The organism is endosymbiont of Ridgeia piscesae (assembly GCF_001443665.1).
Classification (GTDB): domain Bacteria; phylum Pseudomonadota; class Gammaproteobacteria; order Chromatiales; family Chromatiaceae; genus Endoriftia; species Endoriftia persephonae.
The window spans coordinates 54,680-75,994 of sequence record NZ_KQ557127.1 but is presented as its reverse complement, the minus strand read 5'-3'; the positions used below and the strand labels follow the sequence as shown (position 1 = coordinate 75,994).

At 55.5% G+C, this 21,315-nt stretch carries 18 protein-coding genes, 1 tRNA gene and 1 pseudogene; 8 read left to right on the top strand and 12 right to left on the bottom strand.

What is annotated here, in order from left to right:
- Positions 1 to 330: 330 nt before the first annotated feature.
- The 3 genes from Ga0074115_RS08115 to Ga0074115_RS08105 form a co-directional block, all read right to left on the bottom strand.
- Positions 331 to 1,521 carry a carboxylate--amine ligase gene (locus Ga0074115_RS08115; RefSeq protein ID WP_232432982.1) on the bottom strand — a complete coding sequence of 397 codons (1,191 nt, stop codon included), beginning with the start codon at positions 1,519 to 1,521 and terminating at the stop codon, positions 331 to 333.
- A 352-nt stretch (positions 1,522 to 1,873) separates the two neighbouring features.
- Positions 1,874 to 3,232, bottom strand: coding sequence for a dGTP triphosphohydrolase (dgt, locus tag Ga0074115_RS08110; protein WP_082626781.1), 1,359 nt, complete (start codon positions 3,230 to 3,232; stop codon positions 1,874 to 1,876).
- A gap of 9 nt (positions 3,233 to 3,241) precedes the next feature.
- The gene (locus Ga0074115_RS08105; protein WP_232432981.1) at positions 3,242 to 3,385 is read right to left on the bottom strand and encodes a diguanylate cyclase; all 144 of its coding nucleotides are present in this window, start codon (positions 3,383 to 3,385) and stop codon (positions 3,242 to 3,244) included.
- A gap of 246 nt (positions 3,386 to 3,631) precedes the next feature.
- Here Ga0074115_RS08105 and Ga0074115_RS08100 point away from each other — a divergent pair.
- Positions 3,632 to 4,261, top strand: a pseudogene (locus Ga0074115_RS08100) (DUF2959 domain-containing protein).
- A gap of 509 nt (positions 4,262 to 4,770) precedes the next feature.
- Here Ga0074115_RS08100 and Ga0074115_RS16710 read toward each other — a convergent pair.
- From Ga0074115_RS16710 to Ga0074115_RS08090, 3 genes are all read right to left on the bottom strand, one after another.
- Positions 4,771 to 5,487: a GGDEF domain-containing protein gene (locus Ga0074115_RS16710; protein WP_232432980.1), complete on the bottom strand. Its 717-nt coding sequence runs from the start codon at positions 5,485 to 5,487 to the stop codon at positions 4,771 to 4,773.
- Positions 5,487 to 6,146, bottom strand: coding sequence for a hypothetical protein (locus tag Ga0074115_RS16705; protein ID WP_232432979.1), 660 nt, complete (start codon positions 6,144 to 6,146; stop codon positions 5,487 to 5,489). Before Ga0074115_RS16705 ends, Ga0074115_RS16710 begins: the two co-directional genes overlap by 1 nt.
- Before the next feature lie 147 nt (positions 6,147 to 6,293).
- Positions 6,294 to 6,845, bottom strand: a complete 552-nt coding sequence (locus Ga0074115_RS08090; protein ID WP_057955775.1) for a hypothetical protein — start codon at positions 6,843 to 6,845, stop codon at positions 6,294 to 6,296.
- Positions 6,846 to 6,952: 107 nt separating this feature from the next.
- Between Ga0074115_RS08090 and Ga0074115_RS08085 the strand changes: the two genes are divergently transcribed.
- Both Ga0074115_RS08085 and Ga0074115_RS08080 read left to right on the top strand, forming a co-directional pair.
- Entirely contained in the window at positions 6,953 to 7,774 is an 822-nt protein-coding gene (locus tag Ga0074115_RS08085) for an inositol monophosphatase family protein (protein ID WP_057955776.1), read from the top strand.
- Positions 7,775 to 7,843: 69 nt separating this feature from the next.
- Positions 7,844 to 7,920, top strand: a tRNA-Asp gene (locus tag Ga0074115_RS08080).
- Positions 7,921 to 7,990: 70 nt separating this feature from the next.
- Here Ga0074115_RS08080 and Ga0074115_RS08075 read toward each other — a convergent pair.
- Genes Ga0074115_RS08075 through Ga0074115_RS08065 form a run of 3 tightly spaced genes read right to left on the bottom strand, consistent with a single transcriptional unit; the run spans position 7,991 to position 10,740 of the window.
- On the bottom strand, positions 7,991 to 8,800 hold the full coding sequence (locus tag Ga0074115_RS08075; protein WP_082626782.1) for an HAD-IIA family hydrolase: 810 nt from the start codon (positions 8,798 to 8,800) through the stop codon (positions 7,991 to 7,993).
- Positions 8,797 to 9,870 (bottom strand): homoserine O-succinyltransferase MetA, encoded by a 1,074-nt coding sequence (metA, locus tag Ga0074115_RS08070; protein ID WP_057955777.1) that lies wholly within the window; start codon positions 9,868 to 9,870, stop codon positions 8,797 to 8,799. Before metA ends, Ga0074115_RS08075 begins: the two co-directional genes overlap by 4 nt.
- Before the next feature lie 3 nt (positions 9,871 to 9,873).
- Complete coding sequence (locus tag Ga0074115_RS08065; protein WP_057955778.1) at positions 9,874 to 10,740, bottom strand: hypothetical protein; 867 nt, start codon at positions 10,738 to 10,740, stop codon at positions 9,874 to 9,876.
- A 179-nt stretch (positions 10,741 to 10,919) separates the two neighbouring features.
- Here Ga0074115_RS08065 and Ga0074115_RS08060 point away from each other — a divergent pair, with 179 nt between their 5' ends.
- The 4 genes from Ga0074115_RS08060 to Ga0074115_RS08045 all read left to right on the top strand — a co-directional run bounded on the left by Ga0074115_RS08060 (position 10,920) and on the right by Ga0074115_RS08045 (position 16,052).
- Positions 10,920 to 11,720 (top strand): response regulator, encoded by an 801-nt coding sequence (locus tag Ga0074115_RS08060; RefSeq protein ID WP_057955779.1) that lies wholly within the window; start codon positions 10,920 to 10,922, stop codon positions 11,718 to 11,720.
- Between the two features lie 186 nt (positions 11,721 to 11,906).
- A complete protein-coding gene (locus Ga0074115_RS08055) occupies positions 11,907 to 12,971 on the top strand; it encodes a response regulator (RefSeq protein WP_082626783.1) in 1,065 nt (354 codons plus the stop codon).
- 16 nt (positions 12,972 to 12,987) lie between these two features.
- Positions 12,988 to 14,964: a response regulator gene (locus Ga0074115_RS08050; RefSeq protein WP_060528398.1), complete on the top strand. Its 1,977-nt coding sequence runs from the start codon at positions 12,988 to 12,990 to the stop codon at positions 14,962 to 14,964.
- 215 nt (positions 14,965 to 15,179) lie between these two features.
- Positions 15,180 to 16,052 (top strand): class I SAM-dependent methyltransferase, encoded by an 873-nt coding sequence (locus Ga0074115_RS08045; RefSeq protein WP_057955781.1) that lies wholly within the window; start codon positions 15,180 to 15,182, stop codon positions 16,050 to 16,052.
- Positions 16,053 to 16,107: 55 nt separating this feature from the next.
- On the opposite strand, the gene Ga0074115_RS08040 is transcribed toward Ga0074115_RS08045, so the two are convergent.
- Together Ga0074115_RS08040 and Ga0074115_RS08035 are read right to left on the bottom strand one after the other, a co-directional pair.
- On the bottom strand, positions 16,108 to 17,319 hold the full coding sequence (locus Ga0074115_RS08040) for a beta-ketoacyl-[acyl-carrier-protein] synthase family protein (RefSeq protein ID WP_087959753.1): 1,212 nt from the start codon (positions 17,317 to 17,319) through the stop codon (positions 16,108 to 16,110).
- Positions 17,316 to 17,561, bottom strand: a complete 246-nt coding sequence (locus Ga0074115_RS08035) for an acyl carrier protein (protein WP_057955783.1) — start codon at positions 17,559 to 17,561, stop codon at positions 17,316 to 17,318. The genes Ga0074115_RS08040 and Ga0074115_RS08035 overlap by 4 nt, the downstream gene beginning before the upstream one ends.
- Before the next feature lie 285 nt (positions 17,562 to 17,846).
- Between Ga0074115_RS08035 and Ga0074115_RS08030 the strand changes: the two genes are divergently transcribed.
- Positions 17,847 to 20,360, top strand: coding sequence for a hybrid sensor histidine kinase/response regulator (locus Ga0074115_RS08030; protein ID WP_232432978.1), 2,514 nt, complete (start codon positions 17,847 to 17,849; stop codon positions 20,358 to 20,360).
- On the opposite strand, the gene Ga0074115_RS08025 is transcribed toward Ga0074115_RS08030, so the two are convergent.
- On the bottom strand, positions 20,357 to 21,253 hold the full coding sequence (locus tag Ga0074115_RS08025; protein ID WP_060528396.1) for a crotonase/enoyl-CoA hydratase family protein: 897 nt from the start codon (positions 21,251 to 21,253) through the stop codon (positions 20,357 to 20,359). The two genes, Ga0074115_RS08030 and Ga0074115_RS08025, sit on opposite strands and share 4 nt — an antisense overlap.
- Positions 21,254 to 21,315: the final 62 nt, after the last annotated feature.

Genomic DNA, 21,315 nt, shown 5'->3' with positions numbered 1-21,315 from the left:
GTGACAGACCGCCGCCGTGTTGTAACCGGCATCCAACCCCACCACCAGGAGTTTGAATTTGAGGCGTTCACACTGCCGATCCAGTCGCGCCATATAGGGGCGCGTATTGCTGGGGTGACGTAGGTATCGGTGATCAGCCCATGACGCCCATACGGCCTCCGAGGAGGCCGTTTTTTGCTACCGATAACGCCCGGTAGTGGGAGGGGGTCTCAAGCAACCATGCAGACACAGATATCCCAGCCTGGCAAAGGGGGGGATCAGCGAGTTGAGACTTGTAGAAGAGGTTCGGGCTCTCCCCTGCTGTATGCAGATGCAGGGAAGTACATTTAATCAGCGTCTGATGATGAAACTGACGACCTTGCGCAGCACATCCCCGACATGTTTGAGCACAAAACTGAAAAAGACGGCAGGATCCTTAGGAGTCCAGTAACGATAGGCTCGATTGCCTTGAAGGCTTTTCCGCCACTCAGCGAAGCTCAGTAGTTTCCTTTTGAAATGGACATAGGTACTGGCAATCTCTGCCCTTTCGTCGATATAGATAACCGGCAGTTTTTTCGGCGGCTCCGCTGCGATCTCCATACCGGTTATATAGTTGTATGCCGCTAACGGTATATTCACCCCATTCAAGGTCGCCACATACTCCTGCTGATTAAGGCGACCGGCTGTCGGCTCCATCACGTAGTAGTGTCCATCCAACTCATGGCGTTTGAACTCTACCGAACCAAAGCCTTTGAAGCCTACTTTCTTGAATATCTTTTTGGTCTCCTCCTCGATCCACTTGTTATCGACGACCACGGTGGTTGCGGTACTACCAGTACCCACGGGCCACTGCCGCAGCTTATAACCGGTAAACAGCGCAATGTCATCGCCTGTCTCGCCGAAATAGCCCAAACAGTAGTGCACGTTGCTGTCATTGCCGGCGATCCACTCTTGCACGATCAGGCTGTCGCTATACGACAGAGCCATGCTGCACACCGAGAGGAACTCTTCTGCATCGGCAAGATGAAATGCCTTCGCCAAGCCGGACTCCCGCCACAGGGAGCTCTTTGAACTCGGCTTGAGGATCGCAGGAAAACGGTAGCTAGCGGCAACCTGCTGCAGATCTGTTGTCTTGTCGATCACCAGCGTCTTTGGAATCAGAATCTCGTGCTCGAGCGCATAGGCCGAGAACTTTTCTTTATCCAACAGCAGATCGATCATCGCCGCATCCGGCATATCGATCAGATAGAGGGGATCCAGCAGCTCCCGATGTTCTACGTAGAAGGTGACATGAGCATCGGCTGTCAGCATCAGCACAGGCTGTTCACTCTGCAGCTCGGGCAGACTGGTCAGCAACGCCAACAGCTCTTCATCATCCTTGAAGTGATACTTCCGACTGCACAGCCTGGTCTTGGCCTCCGGAACCGACGCATCAGGATAGAATCCAATCAACGGGATACCATAGGGGGCCAGCGAGCGCAGGATACCATAGCCGGCGAAATTGATATCGAGAACGACGACTGAGGTTAACTTATTTTTCACAGACAAATATGTTCTTGTTCGCGCCATAAACTGACTTCATCAAGCCAGCATTGGAGATGGGATGAGATGAGATTCGGAGCATTGTTCTTTTTGTGATTACCTTGGGGTAACGAGAATAGATCACCATACCCATTACGCTTGACCGCTCTTTAACATCATACAGATCCAAAAAGCGTGGTGAGGGCTACTGTTACATGGGTACGCGGATGCCGCTACATCTATCCTCTCTGCACACCGCTCCAGCTATTCGGAAGCTATTTTCAGCGTCCGTTTGCCACTCGTCAACTACAAACCAAGGCTACCCACGGGAAGATAAAACAGGTTCACACTATGCAAAAAAGCTTACCACCACTCAGCCTCCAGGCAGAGAGATGCCGGTGACCTTTTTGTAGAGGGAGACCGCATAGGAGTCGGTCATGCCTGCGACAAAATCGGTGAGTTTGAGTAACCGGGCGTAGTCATCCGCCACCGGACGCCGCCCCAGACCGATAAACTGCTCCGGGATCAGACGGATCATCATCAGGCTGCGTGGACTGGCTCGTTCGCCCCGCACAGCAACATCATCAAGCACCTGCACAAAACGCTCCAGCAGCTCACTGATCACCTGGAAACCGGCTGTCTCTATCTCCACCACCTCACGGGCACAATAGAGTTTCTCCCGCGCCACCTCGATCAACTGGTTCATCTCTTGCTGGTGTGGGATATGCGACATCAACGGCTGGTCGAAACGACCCGCCAGGATATCGGCCTCATTGTCGAGGAAGCAGGCCTTGCACTCGATGATCGTCTGATTAATCACCTTGGCACGCAAAAACTCAATCTTCTCCTTATCACCGATGATCCCGTTGAGCCGCTGTTTCAACTTGTCCGGCTGATTCAGTACAGAAAGATAGAGATCCAGTGCGCTCTCAAAACTCAGATGGCCTACCCGATAGCCATCCTCGATATCGATCACCCGGTAGCAGATATCATCCGCAGCCTCCACCAAGAAGGCCAGCGGATGACGGTACCAGATGCCCAACATCGGATCGCGCCGGATCAGCCCGACACTTTGCGCCACCATCTCAAAGTGCTCCCGGTCCTCGGCAGTAAAGCCCGGTTTTTTAGCACTGACCCCATCAAACCGCCCGGATCCGATGCAGGACTCCCGCGGATACTTTGTGAAGGCCGCCAAAGTGGCGGCGGTGAGTTGTAGACCGCCAGGGTTGTCGCGGTTCTGCAGACGGGTGAGTACCCGAAACCCCTGAGCGTTACCTTCAAAATTGAGAAAGTCTTCGCGCTGACTGTCACGCAGCACCCCCACCCGTTGGCTGCCGTAGGCGGAGGTCTCTGCCCAGAGGCGGATCGCATCCTCCCCGGAGTGCCCAAATGGCGGGTTGCCGATATCGTGGGCGAGGCAGGCGGCGGCACAGATATCACCGAAGTCCGACGCTTCGCTCGCCACCAGGCGATGCCGGGCGATGATCTGCTCCCCTACCAGGGTACCCAGAGAGCGTCCCACGCTGGAGGATTCTAGACTGTGGGTCAGGCGGGTACGCACATAATCGATCTTGGTGAGGGGGAAGATCTGCGTCTTGTCCTGCATGCGGCGGAACGCCGATGAGAAGACGACGCGATCAAAATCGCGCTGAAAGTCGGTACGCGCGGTGATCTCCGAAGGTTTCTGGCTGGAACCCAGCCGCTTGCGGGAGAGCAGCCGCTGCCACTGCATCGTCATCAGCTAATCCCAACCGATCACGTCGTAGCCGAGATCACGCGGACAGCGCTCGACACAGCGCTTATAGGTGAGATTAAACTGATTCGAGGCGGTTACCAGCAGTACCCCAAGCGCATCCCTGGGGATACAAAAACAGTCACGATTCACCACTATGCCGGCCTCCCTATTGTGAGCGCTGACCTTACCCCAAATCGAGGCCGCTCTGCATCACCCCCCTCCCGAGCCGTCGCGGCAACTACCGTAGGAGATCCCAGTGTCGTGCCAGCCTTACCTTCTGCCTTAGGCCTGTGGCGGAGTGCACCAGCCAGCGTCCTCCCCCCGGCACCAATGCCAGCGGGCTGTCCACTATGGCAAAATGCTCACAAACAGAACCATCCAGGACACCCATACACCATGCTCAATACACGACTCCTCCCACTTCTACTACTCCTGCTCACAGGCTGCTCCACAGTCTACTACGACACCATGGAGAAGGTCGGCTATCACAAGCGCGACATCCTGGCAGATAGGGTGGAGGCAACCCGCGACAGCCCAGCAGCAATTCAGATCGGCCCTGGAGCAGTTTGCCGCGGTGATCGAACTGAAGGATACGGATCTCAAACAGGCCTATGCGGCTCTCAACGACGAATACGAAGAGAGCCAGTCGGCGGCGGACACGGTATCCGAGCATATTGACAAGGTCAAATCGGTGGCCGATGCACTGTTCGACGAGTGGCAGGAGGAGTTGGGCTCTACAACAACCAGAGCATGAAGGCGGCGAGCCGGAAAAAACTGCAGCAGACCCGCAAACGCTACGCCAGCATGTTGCAGTCGATGCTCAAGGCGGAACGTGCGATGCAACCGGTACTGAACACCTTTCGCGACAACGTGCTGTTTCTCAAACACAACCTCAACGCCCAGGCGATCGGCACCCTGCGTGGTGAGTTCAGCGCCCTGAAACGGGAGATCGACCAACTACTCGAACGCATGAACCGCTCTATCGAACGCTCCAACCGCTTCATCGAGAGCCTGCAGCAAGGATAAACCCACTTCATCGGCCAACCGCACTTTCACTCCACCCCGCTGAGGGCTCCATGGACATCAATTCATTCAATTTGGGTAAACCACCGCCTCAGGCGGTGCGACTCGAAAAGGCTCTGTCGTTGAAGCCTGCTTAATTATTATGGAAGAAGTCCGGGTGAGCATAGATATCGATAAAGGCAGGGATTCAGTCCGCAAAAAACGCACATAAACGTTTCTGACAACGAACTGAAGTGGCGTCACTGGATTTGCACAATAGCCGTATTGTTTGCGTTATTTGTGGATCATTCTTTTAGCAGGGCTGGTTAGTACACGGGCTTATCCGAGGTAAACGGCGGAAAGGTTTGCCGGCCCCATCCATGAGCCTTCATCAAACTACCCGCTAAGTAGGTAGTAAGTGAGTTGGCGGTGAGTATGCAGTCGAGAGCATCCGCACCTGCTCTTCTTCTCCCTGCGAGGTTAGCCTGACGTGACCGAGCAAATATTTGACACCAAAGCGCCCGGGCAGCCACCTATTCTGAGGATGTGGCGGGGCGATAACGCACTACCCGGTTGCGCCCCCCCGCTTTTGCCTGATAGAGCGCCTCGTCTGCGTGGCCGATCAGGGTCTGCTCATCCTCTACCTGATCGTCGGGATAGGCGCTGCAACCAACACTGACAGTGACGCTCAGCGAGGTGCCGTTGTTTTCCACCCGCATCTCCTCGATCCGTTTGCGGATGCGCTCCCCCACTTCTGCCACCTGGGATGTCGCAGCGCCCGGCAACACCATGAGAAACTCCTCACCGCCATAACGGATCAGGATATCTTCGCTGCGCAGCGCTTCACGTGCCTGTTCCGCCACACCGGTCAACACCTTGTCTCCGCTCAAGTGGCCATAAGTATCGTTTACCGATTTGAAGTGGTCGATATCAAAAATACAGAGCCCGAACGGACTGCCAGAGCGTCGGCTTCGCCCAAACTCTTCATGCAGACGCGCCAGGCCGAAGCGGCGATTGTAGACATCGGTTAATGGATCGATGGCAGCGATATGCTGCAATTGGCTGTGGGTAAGGGCATTATTCAGGGCCAGACCGTAGCCCTGCCGGACCAGTTCCAATAACCATAGGGCATCCCGGGGAAAGGCCGTACCTGTGGCCAGCACTACCACCCCCTGACTCTGCTGCTTGAAACTGACCGGGGTCAACAGGATCTGACTCGGTCGAAAGCTGGTCAATACCCCTTCGACCATCACCTCTTTCGGCAGATCCAGTTGTGCCGGATCTCACCGCTGTTCAATGCGTTCAGCAGATGATTGCTCTGTGCGATCGACTCCACCCGCTCCAATCCGCGGTTCGCCGCGACCTGCAGTTCGCCCTGCATCTCCACAAATACCGCACCAGCCGCAGCTTCGGTATGCTCGATCAACAGATCAAGGGCGTGTTGATTGAGTTCGTCCAGATCCAGCTTTGAAGAGAGGGCATGGGAGAACTCACTGGCCGCGTTGTCCAGCTTGCGCGAACGCATCAGCTCCGCGACCAGCTGATTGAAGGCGGCGACCGTCGCGCCGATCTCATCGTCAGAATCCTGGGGAACAAAACAACTCTTGGCATCGCAGTGGCCCCAGCTTTGCTGTCGCATCGCATTGTGGATCATCCCTTCGGTGGACTGCATATGCTCCACCAACAGATTCAAGCGCGGCTGAACCACACTATAGACCAGCAGATAGTTGACCATGGCCAGCAGCACCCCAGCCGCCAGGGTGATGGCGAAAAAACCGGGGCGAATCACCTCGGCCTCGGGAAACTCCAGCATCAGCAGCAGAAACGGAAATATGATGCCAACGACGATGCCGAAACCGAGCATCCAGATGGCCAGGTCGGCAAATACTTTTTTTGTCAGTCGCGGCATGCGTCCCTCTACTCGATGCACTCTTAATGCAGAGTTAGCGGCCGCAAATCAGATCCTCTTAAGCAAATGCCGAATGGGAACCCCATAACGACCTCCCAATCCGGGGATGCCGCCATTGCAATTCAGACAAAAAATAGTCGGGCTGAGTCAGCCTACACCGGCATCTTTTTGGGAGCTGCCAACCACCTCCGGTGCCTCCCACCGTGGCAGATCATCCGGTGGCGGGAATCGCTTCACCAGCCCATCCGGCACCTCGAAACGCTGCGCTTGGTAGATGCCACTCGATTCGAGCACAAAGCAGGCCATCACCGTCAACAGCACCGGTACGATCGCAACCCGGGAGAGAGCCACCATCATGATTCCGCCCTTGTCACTGCCGGAGGTCGCCAGCAGTGCCAGGCCGATGATAGTACCGCTGATCAGATAACCCACCAGCAGGATGCGTGTACGATTCGCCGCCAGGCGCCAATGCATGCGCACAAACCAGGACACATCCTCAGTCATCGTGGTGGCGCGAATCCAAAGTAAGGCGATGATGCAGAGCGAGAGGGCCAGGGGGATCAGAAACCCCAGATAACCCACATCCATGACGATCGCCGCCGGGGCCATCATCAGATGAAACCCTGCTAGATTCAGCATGAAGATCTCATGCGGGGCCTTGGCCCGCTTCCGTGTGGCCTCATCGACATCAAATAGCATGTATTGGCTCCCAACAAAAGGTATGGTTAATGGCCCGAATCGAGCTAAGAATAGCCTTGGATTCCCACCCCGTCGTTGCGATTACGCAAATTATTGGCCCTCTCTCCATGTCGATATCCAGCTCAATCAACCTCACCGAGATCAGATCGCTGCTCACCCAGATCGCTGATGCAGAGTTGCTGCCCCGCTTCCAGCACAGCCGCATCAAAACCAAGACGGATGGCTCACTGGTCACCGAGGCGGATTTGGCGATGCAGCAGCAGCTACAACAGCAGCTAACGCAGCTCCACCCGCAGATCCCCGTCCTCGGCGAGGAGATGCCAAGCGACGAACAGAGCGCCCTGCTGGCAGACACCACTCAGGGACTCTGGGTGCTCGACCCGCTCGATGGCACCACCAACTTCGCCACCGGCATGCCCTGTTTCGCCGTCTCCCTGGCGCTGATTCGCAACAATCATACCGAACTGGGGCTGATCTACGATCCACTCCGGGGTGAGTGTTTTCACGCCATCACCGGCCAAGGTGCCTGGCTCAACGGAACCCCGCTGCAGTTGAACGAGAGACGTTCGACCCTGGGCGACTGCATCGCTATGGTGGATCTCAAGCGTTTGCCTCCGGAACTGGGATGCCGCCTGGTCAGCGAGCCACCCTATCGCTCTCAACGCAGCATCGGCAGTATCGCACTCGACTGGTGCTGGTTGGCGGCGGGCCGACTGCAGCTCTACCTGCACGGCAGCTCACGCCTCTGGGATTATGCGGCGGGACGGTTGATCTTCAGCGAAGCAGGCGGCCTCAGCCGCCTGCAGGAGAGCTTCATGGCCAACGCTGACGACAACCAAAGCCTGCACCCCAAAATCGCGATCGCAGCCACCAATCGCCATCTGTTTGAGCTGTGGGGCAGTTGGCTGGATACGGCGAACAACAAATAGTTAGTGGTTTTTCTGTGATGGATGTTGACCTGCTCAAAAAAAGCCGTATACTGCCGCGCTTCTTCCAGTGGAGCGGTAGTTCAGTTGGTTAGAATACCGGCCTGTCACGCCGGGGGTCGCGGGTTCGAGTCCCGTCCGCTCCGCCATCTTCCACGCGCAATTCTTTGCGCAAAAGGGCCCTGACAGAGCCCGGCTCCCAGCACCATTTCACACCATCTAGCCTGACAGCAGCAGCGTCAGAGCGTCGCTCAGTTGCTCCAGATTATCGCAATCCCAATCCGGGCGCGGCAAACCTTCAGGCCAGGGCTTCCCCGGAGCAAAGCGACCGGTTCTGACCAGTGCTGTTCGCATTCCCAAGCGCGCCGCACCGGCAATATCGGTATCGGGACGATCCCCCACCATCAGGCAGTGCTCCGTCTCAATTCCCAGCCGTTGCAGAGCAATCTCAAACAGCAAGGGTTGCGGCTTGCCGATGATCAGCGGCTCCACTCCGGTGGCTATCGCAAATGGCGCCAGCAGGGCCCCTCCACCGGGCAGGATACGATGGCAACCATCAATGGTTGCGTCCACTGTGGTGTCGGGATTGGTACCAATCAGACGGGCGCCCTGTTTGAGGATCAGATTGATACCGGTGGTGAGATTCTCATAGTCGAGCCCAGCGCCCTCCCCCACCACGACAAAATCTGCCGCCTGCTGATCGGCAGTGCCCACCTCGGCCAGCGCCTGGTGCAATCCAGCGGCGCCCACTGCAAAGTAGCGAAAGCCGGGCTGTTGCTCGGCCAGATGGAGGGCGGTGGCCTGGGCTGAGGTGATGATCTGTGCCGGATCAGGGCGCTCGAAGCCGAGCCGGGCCAGCTTCTCCGCCACCGCAGCTGGCGGCAGGATCGGGTTGTTGGTGATGAAGGCATGCGGCAGAATGGCGATACGCCGCATAAAGCTCGCCGCATCGGGCAGCGCCCGCTCACCGTGGTAGAGTACGCCGTCCATGTCGAGCAGGACGGCATCGATCCGGCCAGCCGCGCTCACACGCCTCGCAGACCCAACGGATCTTCTGGATCGACCCCTTCCATGAAGGGGAGCCGGCGATCCTGGTGGGTCACTTGATAGACGGTGCCGATCCAGTTGCCGAGTACCGCCTCGGCTGTATCGTGCCAGGTGTTTTGCAAAGAGGCGGTAACCAGCGCCTCGGGAAACTCTGGCATTGACCCGCCTGCCGTTTTCGCACTGAACAGATGATCCTGGTACTCATCGAGGATCGCCTGGTCACGCAGCCGAAAGTAATTGTCGGGAAATGGCGGATACTCGGACCTGTGCCCCTCCCAGTAGAGCATCACTTCGCGTTTGTACTCCTTCAGCAGGCTGATAGTGTCATACTCCGGATGCCCCTGGAAGTAGACTACCCGCAGGCCGTCGGCGCTCACCGCTAGATGCACCCCCGCCTCTGCACTCTCTACCAACACCTTCAGGCCCGCCTGATCAAACTGCTCCCGGCTGATCTGGTTGAAGCGGGAGTGCGGCACATCGAAACGGGTGTTGATGTCGTTGACCAGCGGATGGTGGCGATCCACCACATGGTGGTTGAAGACTCCCCACAACTTGCCCTGCATTGGAGTGCGTCGCTGGTTGTGGTGAAACTGCATCACCGCATGGGTCGCCAGGCAGGAGCAGAGCACCGAGGTGACATTCTCCAGCGCCCAGTCGACCACCTGGTTGAGCGGCCCCCAGAAGGGCTCTTCGGAGAGGTTCGGGTGGGTGACATTGGCACCGGTGATTATCAGGGCATCCAGTCCCTTCTCCTTCAGTTCTTCAAACGCGCTGTAGTGCTGCTCGATATGCGCTTGGGCCTTCGCTCCTCGCGGCAGTTCATTCAGGGTAAATGGGTAGATGTAGATCTGTGCAATCTGGTTGGCCTCCCCTACCAGATGGAAAAACTGCCGCTCAGTAGCCTCCAGGGCCTTATCGGGCATCATGTTGAGCAGGCCGATATGCAGCTCACGGATATGCTGTTCGATGGCCCGCCCCGGCGGCAGGATATTCTGTCCCTCCTCGCGCAGTCGTTCAAAGGTGGGAAGTTTCGAGTGGGCAACTAAAGGCATGCGCTATTCCTGCTCATTTTCAGTGTTCGACTCACGGGCGATCACCCGCTCGATCAGGGCGAGGAAGTCATTCACATTCTGCACCAGGCTGATCTCATCGGTGGAGACGGTATAACCAAACTCCCGGGCGATCTGTTCGTAACGGGGGATACGCGCACGGAACAGGCGTGGAAACACCCAGCGCACAAACTCCAGCGGTTCGATCATCGCCACATAGGAGAGGCCCTGCTCTTGCATAAAGATCTGCAGCTGTTCATTGAGGAACTCCTCCCGATAGTAGAGTGGCTTGGGAGCCTTCTCGGCACGCGCGATCAGGTTTGTCTCATCCCGTTCGGTGGCCTGAATGTAAAGGATCAGGGTGTGCTCGGCGATTCCTTCGATCACCCCGGGCTCATCCAGCTCACAGAGGCTGCCACCGACATCGTTGATGAAGTGGCTGTAGCCGTAGATCTTGTTGGCTTTGTGGATGAAGGCGGGCACATCCCGCATCGCCGCGATCTCCGCCTCGCGATGCAGTCGCTGGCGGCGTTTGAACTCATTCAGGGGCATACCGCCGAGTTCCGGGTTGCCGAGCATGCCGAGAAAGGCGGAGACCGGCTTCAAGTGATCCACAGTGAGATTGTGGTTAATGAAGATGGAGTCGGAGAGCAGCAGATCTCGCAGGGCCGGGATCTGCATCGCCTGGGCCTTGATCTCGTCCAGGATCGCCTCATCCAGATAGCGGGTACCGATGCGGTAATCACCGGAATAGTGGAACCAGTTGCTGTTGCGCAGGATATTGGAGAGACGGGTCTTGCCCACCCCGGACATCCCCATCAGGGTGACGCACTTATTGTTCCATTTGCGGAACTGATCAACGCTCAATCGCACCGTGAGGCCCTCGATTTATCGGAAGCGCCGATTTTACGGGCCAATGCCGGCCGTGCAAAGCCGACTATTCTGCGACCTGAAGAAAACGCCTCGCCTGCCGTAATCTACTGGAGAGAATTCCAGCCTGTCGAATATGCCGGGATGTTGATGATTATGTTTTCAAGCGAGGAGCGCGTGCGATGAACAGAATCGAGATGAATGAGCTGTCTGTCATCGTGATCGAACCCTCAGTTACCCAGAGCCACATCGTCGAGCGTTATCTGCACAATCTGGGGGTGCGTACCATCGATATGCTGAAAAATGGCGCCAGCGCCCTCGAGGAGATGCGCCGTACCCCTCCCGATCTGGTGATCAGCGCCCTCTACCTCTCCGATATGACCGGCACCGATCTGGTGCACAGCATGCGAAAAGAGAGCCAACTGGCCGATATCGCTTTCATCCTGATCTCCAGCGAGACCTGCTTCCGCTATCTCGACCCGATCAAACAGGCGGGCGCGGTGGCAATCATCCCAAAGCCTTTCAGCCAGGATGATTTGCAGATCGCGCTCCAGGCGACCCTCGACTTCATCGACAGCCCTGACATTACCCTCGAAAATCTCGAACCCGAGTCACTGCAGGTGTTGTTGGTGGATGACAGCGATATGGCGCGAAAACATGCCCGTCGGGTGTTGGAAGCGATGGGGGTCGAACAGATCGCTGAGGCCCGAGACGGCGAAGAGGGAGCCTATCAGGTCAGGGAGCACTATTTCGATCTGGTGATTACCGACTACAATATGCCACGCATGGATGGCCAGGAACTGGCGCACTTCATCCGCAACAGCAGTGATCAGCCAAGCTTGCCGGTCATCATGTTGACCAGTGAGTCTAATGAACACCGCCTCGCCATGGCGCGCGAGGCCGGCGTCTCCGCAATCACCGGAAAGCCCTTTGAACCCAATACTCTGAAGCGCCTGCTAGAGGAGGTGCTGCGTGAAGCCTGATACCAGGAAGCAGACATACAAAGCAGGGAATTAGTCTAATTCTGATTTGTAACAATTTCACAATTCCGATAGGTATGGGTGCTAACTCAAACAGGGCATCTGTTATCATTAGCTAGTCATTGCCGAAATGAGCCAGAAATACACTCACAAGCGGAACGGATAAAAGGGAAACAGCTGGAATCTACTATGCCCCAGGTTCTCATCATCGATGATCAAGCGATAAGTCGAATGATCCTTGAGGAGCTCATCGGCTCCATCGAAATAGGCGCCACCATCATCACGCGGGCCTTCGAAGACCCGATCAGCGCCCTCAGCTGGGCCAAAGAGAATCCGGTCGACCTGGTCATTACCGATTTCAAGATGCCCAACATGGATGGGGTCGAATTCATCCAATGGCTGCGAAAAATCCCCAGCTGCAGCGACGTGCCTGTAGTCATCATCACCTGTGTCGAGGATAAATCGATCCGATACAAGGCGTTAGAGTCTGGTGCTACTGATTTTCTCGCTAAGCCCATAGACCACCCGGAGTGCCGTACCCGCTGCAAAAACCTGCTGACCATGCGCCGCCAACAGCAGATCATCAAGGATCGCGCCTGCTGGCTGGAGAAGGAGGTGAAGGAGACAACCCGGGAGCTGGAGCGCAGAGAAAAAGAGACCATTTTTCGACTCGCCAAGGCAGGCGAGTTTCGGGATGAGGATACCGGCAATCACATCCTCAGAATATCCCGCTACAGTGCACTCATCGCCGAAGAGATCGGCCTCTCCCAGGAACAGCAAGAGCTGATCCGCCACTCCGCGCCGATGCACGATCTTGGCAAGATTGCCATCCCGGATCATATCCTGCTGAAGCCGGGAAAACTGACGCCAGAAGAGTGGAATGTAATGAAACGCCATTCCGAATATGGCCACAGCATTCTCAAAGATAGCCCGTCAAGCTATCTGCAAACCGGGGCAATCATCGCGCTTCACCACCACGAACGCTTCGATGGCAGCGGTTATCCGATGGGACTTCGTGGTTTCAGTATCCCTCTAGAGGCAAGAATTGTAGCCGTTGCAGACGTATTCGACGCACTTGTCTCGAAACGTCCTTACAAGCCCGCCTGGTCCAAATCTGAGGCGTTAGAATATCTGGCTCACGAAAGAGGCCGACATTTCGATCCGGATTGTGCCGATGCCTTCCTGCGGCGCTTAGGTGACATTAGCGATATCCTCAAAGACCTTCCCAAAGAACCAAAGGTAAACAGTAACTGACTACCAAGGACGCCTGATGGATAAACGGAGCCAATCACAACACAATGTCCTACCCGGGTTGAATCAATTCCCCGACCTGGAGATAGAGCATGCAGGTATCCGCCTGTTGATCTCTGTGCCACTTTTTGTGTGGTTTGCGGCTCAAAGTTATCTATTTTTTGACTTCAGTCTGACAAAAGTCCCCTTTCTCGTTGCTTGTGGTTATATCCTGATCTCAGCAGCGCTACTGGTCAGAATCATCAACTCACCGGTTCCATCCAAGCCGCGACGGCTGTTTGGGATACTCGTCGACATCGCCTCAATCTCTCTGCTACTGCGTTTTTCCGGTGATCAGGGGCTTTTTCTCGTCGCGCTCTACCCTCTGTTCATTGCTAGCAATGGTTACCACTTCGGCACCTCCTATCTCTATTTCACACTGGCCACCACAATCTTTGGAGTCGCCGCTGCATTCATCAACATTCCGTTTGATGGCGCTCATCTTGCGCAGGGCATTGGGGTGATCCTTGCTTTTATCGGTTTCAGCACATTCTTCGCCTCGATCCTTAACAATTTAACGCCCTCGGCGATCAACGAACTCGATACCTACGACGATCTGGATGCTCGCACCTCAACCGGCACTCCGCTCACTGACCTGCCAGTAATGCAGGAGCGCGCGGCATCCAGCGTAGAAGATGGACGCTCTGAATCCAACACCAATAACAGTGATGAAATACTGGCAACTCCGCAGGGCAAACAGCGAGTATTGGTGCTCTCCCATGACTCAACCCATGCCGAGCGCCTGGGTGAGTTTCTCGGCGAATGGAACCACGATTTCCGCATTGTACCCAACAGCATACGCGCTTTCGCCACCATCTTCGGCGCACTGGAAAATCCTGACGAGACCCCTTTCAGCGTAATGATCGTCGACCAGCGCCATCTTGATGTGGACCCGATCCAGATCTCTACAGCGATCGACCAGGAACCCAGGCTTTTTGGACTAATTCTGATCTACATCGGCCCCCGTCAACCTGAAAGCTACCGGGAACGTCTCTCCGCCTCCGGCTACACTCATATCCTGGAGACACCGCTGAACAAATCCTTGCTGTTTGCAGCAATACGCTCGCAACACGGTATCAGCGACGAACGCACACAGATCACCAGCCTGCTGGGGCGACTGCACAAACAGCAGCAGCCCGTGCTGCCACCACAAGACATTCTCCTGGCTGAAAGCAACGCCAGCGACCGCAATCTAATGGAGCGCATCCTGAAACGCGCCGGTCATAAAGTTTATACAGTGGAGAATGGGGAGCAGGCGCTCGATGCTCTCGAGAGCCACCACTTTGACCTGGCCATCGTCAATATGGCAATGCCCGTAATGAGCGGCATCCAGGTCATCAAACTCCACCACTTCACCCGCTCTGTCACCCGCTGGATGCCGTTCATCGTCATCAGTGAGCAGAACACTCCAGATACTGTAAGAGAGTGTGAACAGGTTAGGGCTGACGCCTGTATGTTCAAGCCCATCGAGTCCCATGAATTTCTCAAAGTGCTCACTGAGACCATCCTTGCCGGAGAACCGGAGTCAGACAACTCAGCACTCATCGAGGAGCGGCCAGGTCAGGCCACAACCCGTTTTCACAATCCAGAGATCCTGGACACTCTGGTCCTCGACAACCTGGAAAATCTTGGCAATGCGCCCGATTTTATTGCCGATCTGGTAAACCGCTTTACCCTCGAAAGCAACCAGATTCTGGAGCAGATGGAGACGACCCTCAATACGGGCGACGCTCCCGCATTTCGCTACCATGCCCATCTGCTGGTTGATAGCGCAGGCCATTTAGGAGCCTTTGCGCTCTATGAGATGAGCCTCAGTGCCACACGAATCGACGACAAGAGTTTTGATGAAAAGGCCCCCGGACTACTGGAGCAGATGAAATCTGTTTATGCGCTCACCAGTACACGCTTTACAGAGTACCTCTCGGAGAGAGAGAATTCAGCTTCCCGGCGCTCCTGAACGGTGCGTACCAGCTGAATCCAACTCACACAGAAGGCTTCCACATCGACACTCCGATACACCCTTATGGATCAGAGGAGCTTGCTACCCTCGAGTCCCGCCTCACCCGCTTCTTCTCCCGAGAATATGCTCAACAGCCGACATCCCCAGATGCACTTGAGCCGTTCATTCAGTGCGCCAGTGAAGGCCCCACCTGGGAAGTCACCGAGCAACTGATGGAGCAGCACTACAACGAATCAGAGACCCTCTTCAGCAACTTCCTGGACCAGAAATATCTCGCCTATTCCATGGCCTATTTCGATGAGACGGGTGACGCAGCACAGGCAAGCCAGTTATCTCTGGAGGAGGCCCAGACGCAGAAATTTAAGCGGATCTGTGAGCGATGTAATATCCAGGGCGACGAGCGAGTCCTCAACATCGGCTGCGGCTTTGGTTCTTTTGAACACTACCTGCTGGAGCGATTTCCAAAGCTCAACATTACATCAGTGACGGCGAGCAGAACCCAAGCCGACTATATCCGACGGCAGGCCGGCGATCCCGATCATCCCCTTGCTGCGGCAGGGCTCAGGCTGATCAATGCGGAACTTGATCAACTCTCCGATGAAGAACTGGGCATCGCTGAGTACGACCTCGTCACCTCGATCGGTGTGCTGGAGCATGCTAAAAATCTGCAGCAACTGTTTGCCCGCATCACCCGCCTCCTAAAACCCGGCGGTGCAAGCTTCCACCATCTGATCGTCTCAAAACAACCAATCACACGTTTTCTCTCATCCAGCAACACCCTGATTGATAAATATTTTCCAGGAGGGCGTATCTGGCCCTACCAGGTACTGGCCCAGCAGACAGAACATCTAAACTTGGAAAACCATTGGTTCATCAATGGCATGAACTACTGGCATACCCTCGACGAGTGGCACCGCCGCTTCTGGGAACATATCGATGTGTTACAGCAGGAGGGGTTCGATACGGAAGCGATCCGCTACTGGAACGACTATTTTTCTCTGAGCAAGGCCTGTTTCGCCCCGATGAATGGCGAAATATTCGGTAACGGTCAGTTTCTCTATCGCAAGCCGGATGCGCCAGACTGATCTGAGAAAAAGAGATCAGGGCCGCATCCGCACCCCTGCAGCTCTAGACAAGGCTTTAATTCTGAAACCGGCGAACTGCCAATACAGCATTCAATCCGCCAAAGGCAAAGGAGTTAGATAGGGCCAAGTCGAACTCCATCGGCTCAGCAGCATTCACCACATAATCGAGGTCACACCCCTCTCCTGGCCGGGTGAAATTGGTCGTTGGAGGTACAAACCCCTGCTGCATAGCCAGCACTGTCGAGACCAGCTCAATCCCTCCGGCAGCACCCAGCGCATGGCCATGCATCGACTTGGTCGAACTGACTCTGAGCTTCTCTGCATGCGCGCCAAACACCTTGCGAATTGCCGCAGTTTCACTCACATCATTGGCCTTGGTCGCGGTGCCATGGGCGTTGATATAGTCCACCTGATCGGCAGAAACTCCAGCATCCTGTAAACACAGCCGCATTGCCCGTACTGCCCCGTCCACAGAAGGATCAGTGATATGGGAGGCATCGGAGCTCATCCCAATACCAGCAAGCTCTGCATGTACCTGTGCCCCCCGGGCCAGCGCATGGGATTCAGACTCCAGCACCAACATGCCGGCCCCCTCTCCAAGCACCAGTCCTGAACGATCTTCAGAAAAGGGACGGCAGGTATCCCGGGAAAGCACGCGCAGGGCCTCCCACGCTTTCAGCAGACCGAAGGTAAAGGGGGCGTCGGTTCCACCAGCAATCACCACATCGGCTATCCCTGAGCGGATCATCATCACCCCCTGGGCGATGGCATGGGCTGAAGAAGAGCAGGCACTGGTCACGCAAAAGACTGGACCACGGATACCAAACTGCATGCTCACCTGGCTGGCCGCAGCGCTCGGCATCCCTTTGGGAATGGTAATCGGATGGGCCCGTAACTTACCCTCCTTGTAGAGTCTGCAGTATGTCTCCTCATCGGTCTCCTTGCCGCCGCAACCGGTACCGATGATTGCCGCCATCCTCTCAAACGCCTCCGGGGGCAATTTTGAATCGAGCAGTGCCTCAGCAGCCGCCTTGACGGCAAATTTGGAAAATCTGTCCAGATGCGAATAATTCAAGTCACTGTCAGGATCGGCAAAGACTGCATCATCTACCTCAGCACCGATCTGCACCTTAAGATCTGCAGTGTCAATACGTCTCAGCCTGTGAATGCCGCTGGCGCCACTGCGCAAACTGGCACTCAAAGATCCAATATCGTTTCCCAGCGGGGAGACCACTCCCAGGCCGGTTATGAGAACCCGCCTCATCAACCTGCCGTATCTTTGGACAGCAACCGACTGACACCTTCTACAATATCCTTAACGCGATCCAGACGCTCGAGCGCATCATTAGGCACCTCGACATCGAAGGCCTCTTCAACTTCGTAGACGATTGTAATCGCGTCCAGAGAGGAGACACCAAGATCCTGCAGTTTGGAATCCAGCGAAATCGCATCCAGACTCAACTGTTTCTGTTTTGCGATGGCTTCGATAACAACGGACTCGATTGACATGAGGCTGAACACCTTTGTTATTTGTTGACCCGACCTTTCCCAGACTCACAATGTCTGACGGGGAGGGATTATAGGCAAGAACCTGTGGACCAGAAAGCAAAACTCGCCCCCCTTCTCACAATGGAATCAGAATTTCAGCTATCATGGCGCGGCAGTTTTTTGTCTTTTTCGCCCAAGGTGCCGAAAATCCAGCGACCGGGGTGGAAAGACCGGCTCCAGAGGGGACCTATCTGCATGTTTAGATATCAAACCAGATGACATCAAGCGATGCGCCAACAAGGAAAAATGCCTGATGATTTGGAAAAGTCGCTCATCTCCGAGCGCGAACAGGCGCTTGTCAGAATTGTACTCTCTGCCGCCGTTCTCTTCTATCTGCTGCTGACTTCTCCGTCTGATCTCTCAGTTGGCGATCCAGGTGCACTTACCATCCAGCTGGTTGCCGGGTTTCTCATCTTCTCCTCGCTGATCTACCTGTCGATCAGGGTCTCCTCCCGGGTCTCCCAGCCCAGACGCATTATCGGTATCATCAGTGATATCTGGGGTTTCAGCCTGGTCTCATCTTTCACCGGCAACCTGCTGGCCCCATGGGTATGGGTCTATCTCTGGGTGACTTTCGGCAACGCCTTCCGCTATGGCGAGCGCTATCTCTACCTGTCAGTTGTCCTTTCGGTTACCGGCTTCGGCTATGTCCTGGCAAACAACACATTCTGGCTTGAACACCCCCTCTTTGGTGTCGGACTGCTGCTCTCGTTTTTCATTCTCCCGGGATACGCCACTGTATTCATCCGCCGCTTCAAACAGGAACAGAAAAGGGCCGAGGACGCCAATCGCGCAAAGAGTGATTTCCTCGCCCGCATGAGCCATGAGATAAGGACACCTCTCAACGGCATCATCGGTACCGGCGAGCTGCTGCGCACCTGCGATCTGGATAGAGCCGCCAAAGAGTACGTTGAAACCATTCAGACATCCGGCGAGACCCTACTCCATCTGATCGAGGACATCCTCGACATATCCAAGATCGAGGCCGGCAAACTAACCATCGAGCATACGCCCTTCGATCTCTATGCCCTGATCCACGGCACCCTGCGCATGCTCAAGTCCCATGCCACGCAGAAATCCCTACGGCTGAACAGCCAGATCGGTCTGGATACTCCCTACAAACTGATCGGCGATCCACACCACTTGCGACAGATCCTGATCAACCTGCTTGGCAATGCCATCAAATTCACTCCCAAAGGAAGCATCGAATTACACTGCAACCTGCTGCGCAGCCAGCAGGGACGGGCACTGATCCGTTTTGAAGTCATCGACAGCGGCATCGGCATCCCGAAGGAGAAACAGGACGCCATCTTCCAAAAATTTAGTCAGGCGGACGAAAGCACTACGCGACGCTTCGGCGGCACCGGCCTTGGAACCTCCATCGCCAAACAGTTGGTTGAGTTGATGGGGGGGCGAATCGGAGTGCAAAGCACCCCCGGGCTCGGCTCTGTTTTCTGGTTTGACATCGAGTTCAAAGAGGATTCCCAAAGCATAATCGAGGCGCAGGATAAGAGCCTCGCAAGCTGTAACGTCCTGCGTATGTGCCCGCATCAAGCCACTCACACTGAAGTTGCCCAGTATCTCGACGAGTGGTCCATCGCTTATCAGGATGTCTACACCACTTCGGAACTAATCCAGCATCTGAGTGACAGTTTTGAGAAGAATGAAACGTTTGAGGTACTGATCATTGATCAGGTAAGCATCACCCGGCATGTACGGATCGTACTCGAATCATTGCGCGAAAAGTTTGCCCTGTCCGCGCTCACCATTCTTGTGATCTACCCCCCCAATGCACCACTCAATCCACTCGGCGACAAGGACAACCAGATCTACACCCTGGGCTCGCCCCTCGACAAGGCGCTCCTGTTTAACGCCCTGCACGCCTCACAAACCGAGCAGTATGGCAGTGAAGATGTCATTCATCTGGCCAATCAGGTCTCAAACGAAAACGCACTCAATCCGCGTGTCCGCATACTGGTCGGAGAGGACAAAGCGACCAATCGCATGGTGATAGGGCGCATGCTGGAGAACGCCGGACACGATTGCGAGCTGGTCACCAATGGCTCGAAAGTGCTCGAGGCCCTCGAAAAAGAGTCATTTGATGTTGTTATCCTCGATATGAACATGCCCGTCCTGAGTGGGCTTGAAGCCTTCAAGCTCTACCGTTTTGCCCATGCTTCTGCAAACGAACCCCCATTCATCATGCTCACCGCCGATGCAACTCCCGAGGCCCGAGAGAAGTGCAGTGAGGCTGGGATCAGATTCTTCCTAACCAAACCCATCTCATCAGCCAAACTCCTCAATACCATACGCAGCGCCACCACTATACAGAGCAATGAGCAGCGCAGCACCGACATGTTGACACGAGTTGATAAAAAAACCATAGGCAGCCATACGCTGGTCGATCAGCAGATCCTGCAGGAGCTCATCGCGCTGAATACCGATGGCAGCTTTCTGCAACGACTGCTCGACAACTTCAAACGCGACGGTGCGGAGATCATTCAGCTCATGCACGGAGCCCTGACCAACAACGATATCGAGCTCTACCGTGATCAGGCCCATGCATTAAAAGGTAGCGCCGCCAACCTCGGCCTGATCAAACTGATGACAACAGCAAGCCGGGCCAACAAGATCGAAGCCAACGCCTTCGAGCACTGGGGCACAAACTACCTCGCTGATATCGAAGCGAACTTCCAGGAAGCCCTCTCCGCACTGCAGAAGCAAATCGAAAAACAGGCCCGCAGAAGCAACACCCCTTAACCCGCCACCTGCTGGGTTGCCTCCTCCTCGGCATTCCAGCGACGCTCCTGAGCATTCACCAGATAGCTCATCAGGCGCAGGTTTTTATCAGTCAGATCCAGTGCGGCATCAACCCACAGGGTGGTGATGTTCATCAACTCCTGGTAGGTCACCGGATTGATCTGGTCCATCACCTTATCGAGGCAGACAAAGCCATTCTCCCGGGTCTGCTGATGGCGGATATAGTTGATCACTGCCTGACGTCCCTCACCCGCCGGGGCCAACACATCCACCACCCCCATTTCATAGAGTTCGGCAGCCGAATAGACCTTGCCGGAGGCAACAATCCGCTTCGCCAAGGCTGGTGCCAGCTTACGGGAGAGAAAACTGAGCGCTCCCATTCCCGGAAACATGCCGAACACCGTCTCGGGGAATCCAAAGGTGGCCCCCTCCTCAGCCACCAACACATTGCTTGAGAGGGCTGCTTCAAAGCCACCGCCCAGCGCTTCCCCCTGAACCAGCGTGATGGTGGTAAAGGGGATACCGTAGCCCTGCGAGGAGGGGAAGAGAATATCGATGCAGGAGGTTGCGTAGTCGAGCAGTCCCTGACGATCTCTGCGCTTGATCAGATCGATAAAATGAGCCAGATCGCCGCCGAGATTGAACACCCCTGGCAGTGAAGAGGTCAGCACCTGATAGCGCATCCGGTTTTCGTCACCGTTTTTATATCCCTGCTCAGCCAGCTCTTTGACCTCTCTCTGTACCTGATCCACATCCTGCAAAAGGGCACGAGTCATGCAAGGGCGGCCAGGATATTTCAGATTGACCCAGACCGCCTTATACTCCCAGTCGTAATCGACATTGACATGATCGAAGATGGTGTTGAAACGACGTACCGGTACGACATTGCTCATTGTGATCTCTCCTTTTTGGTCTCTATATGGCAGTCTGCTGCCGTTTGTTAAAAATTTACCTT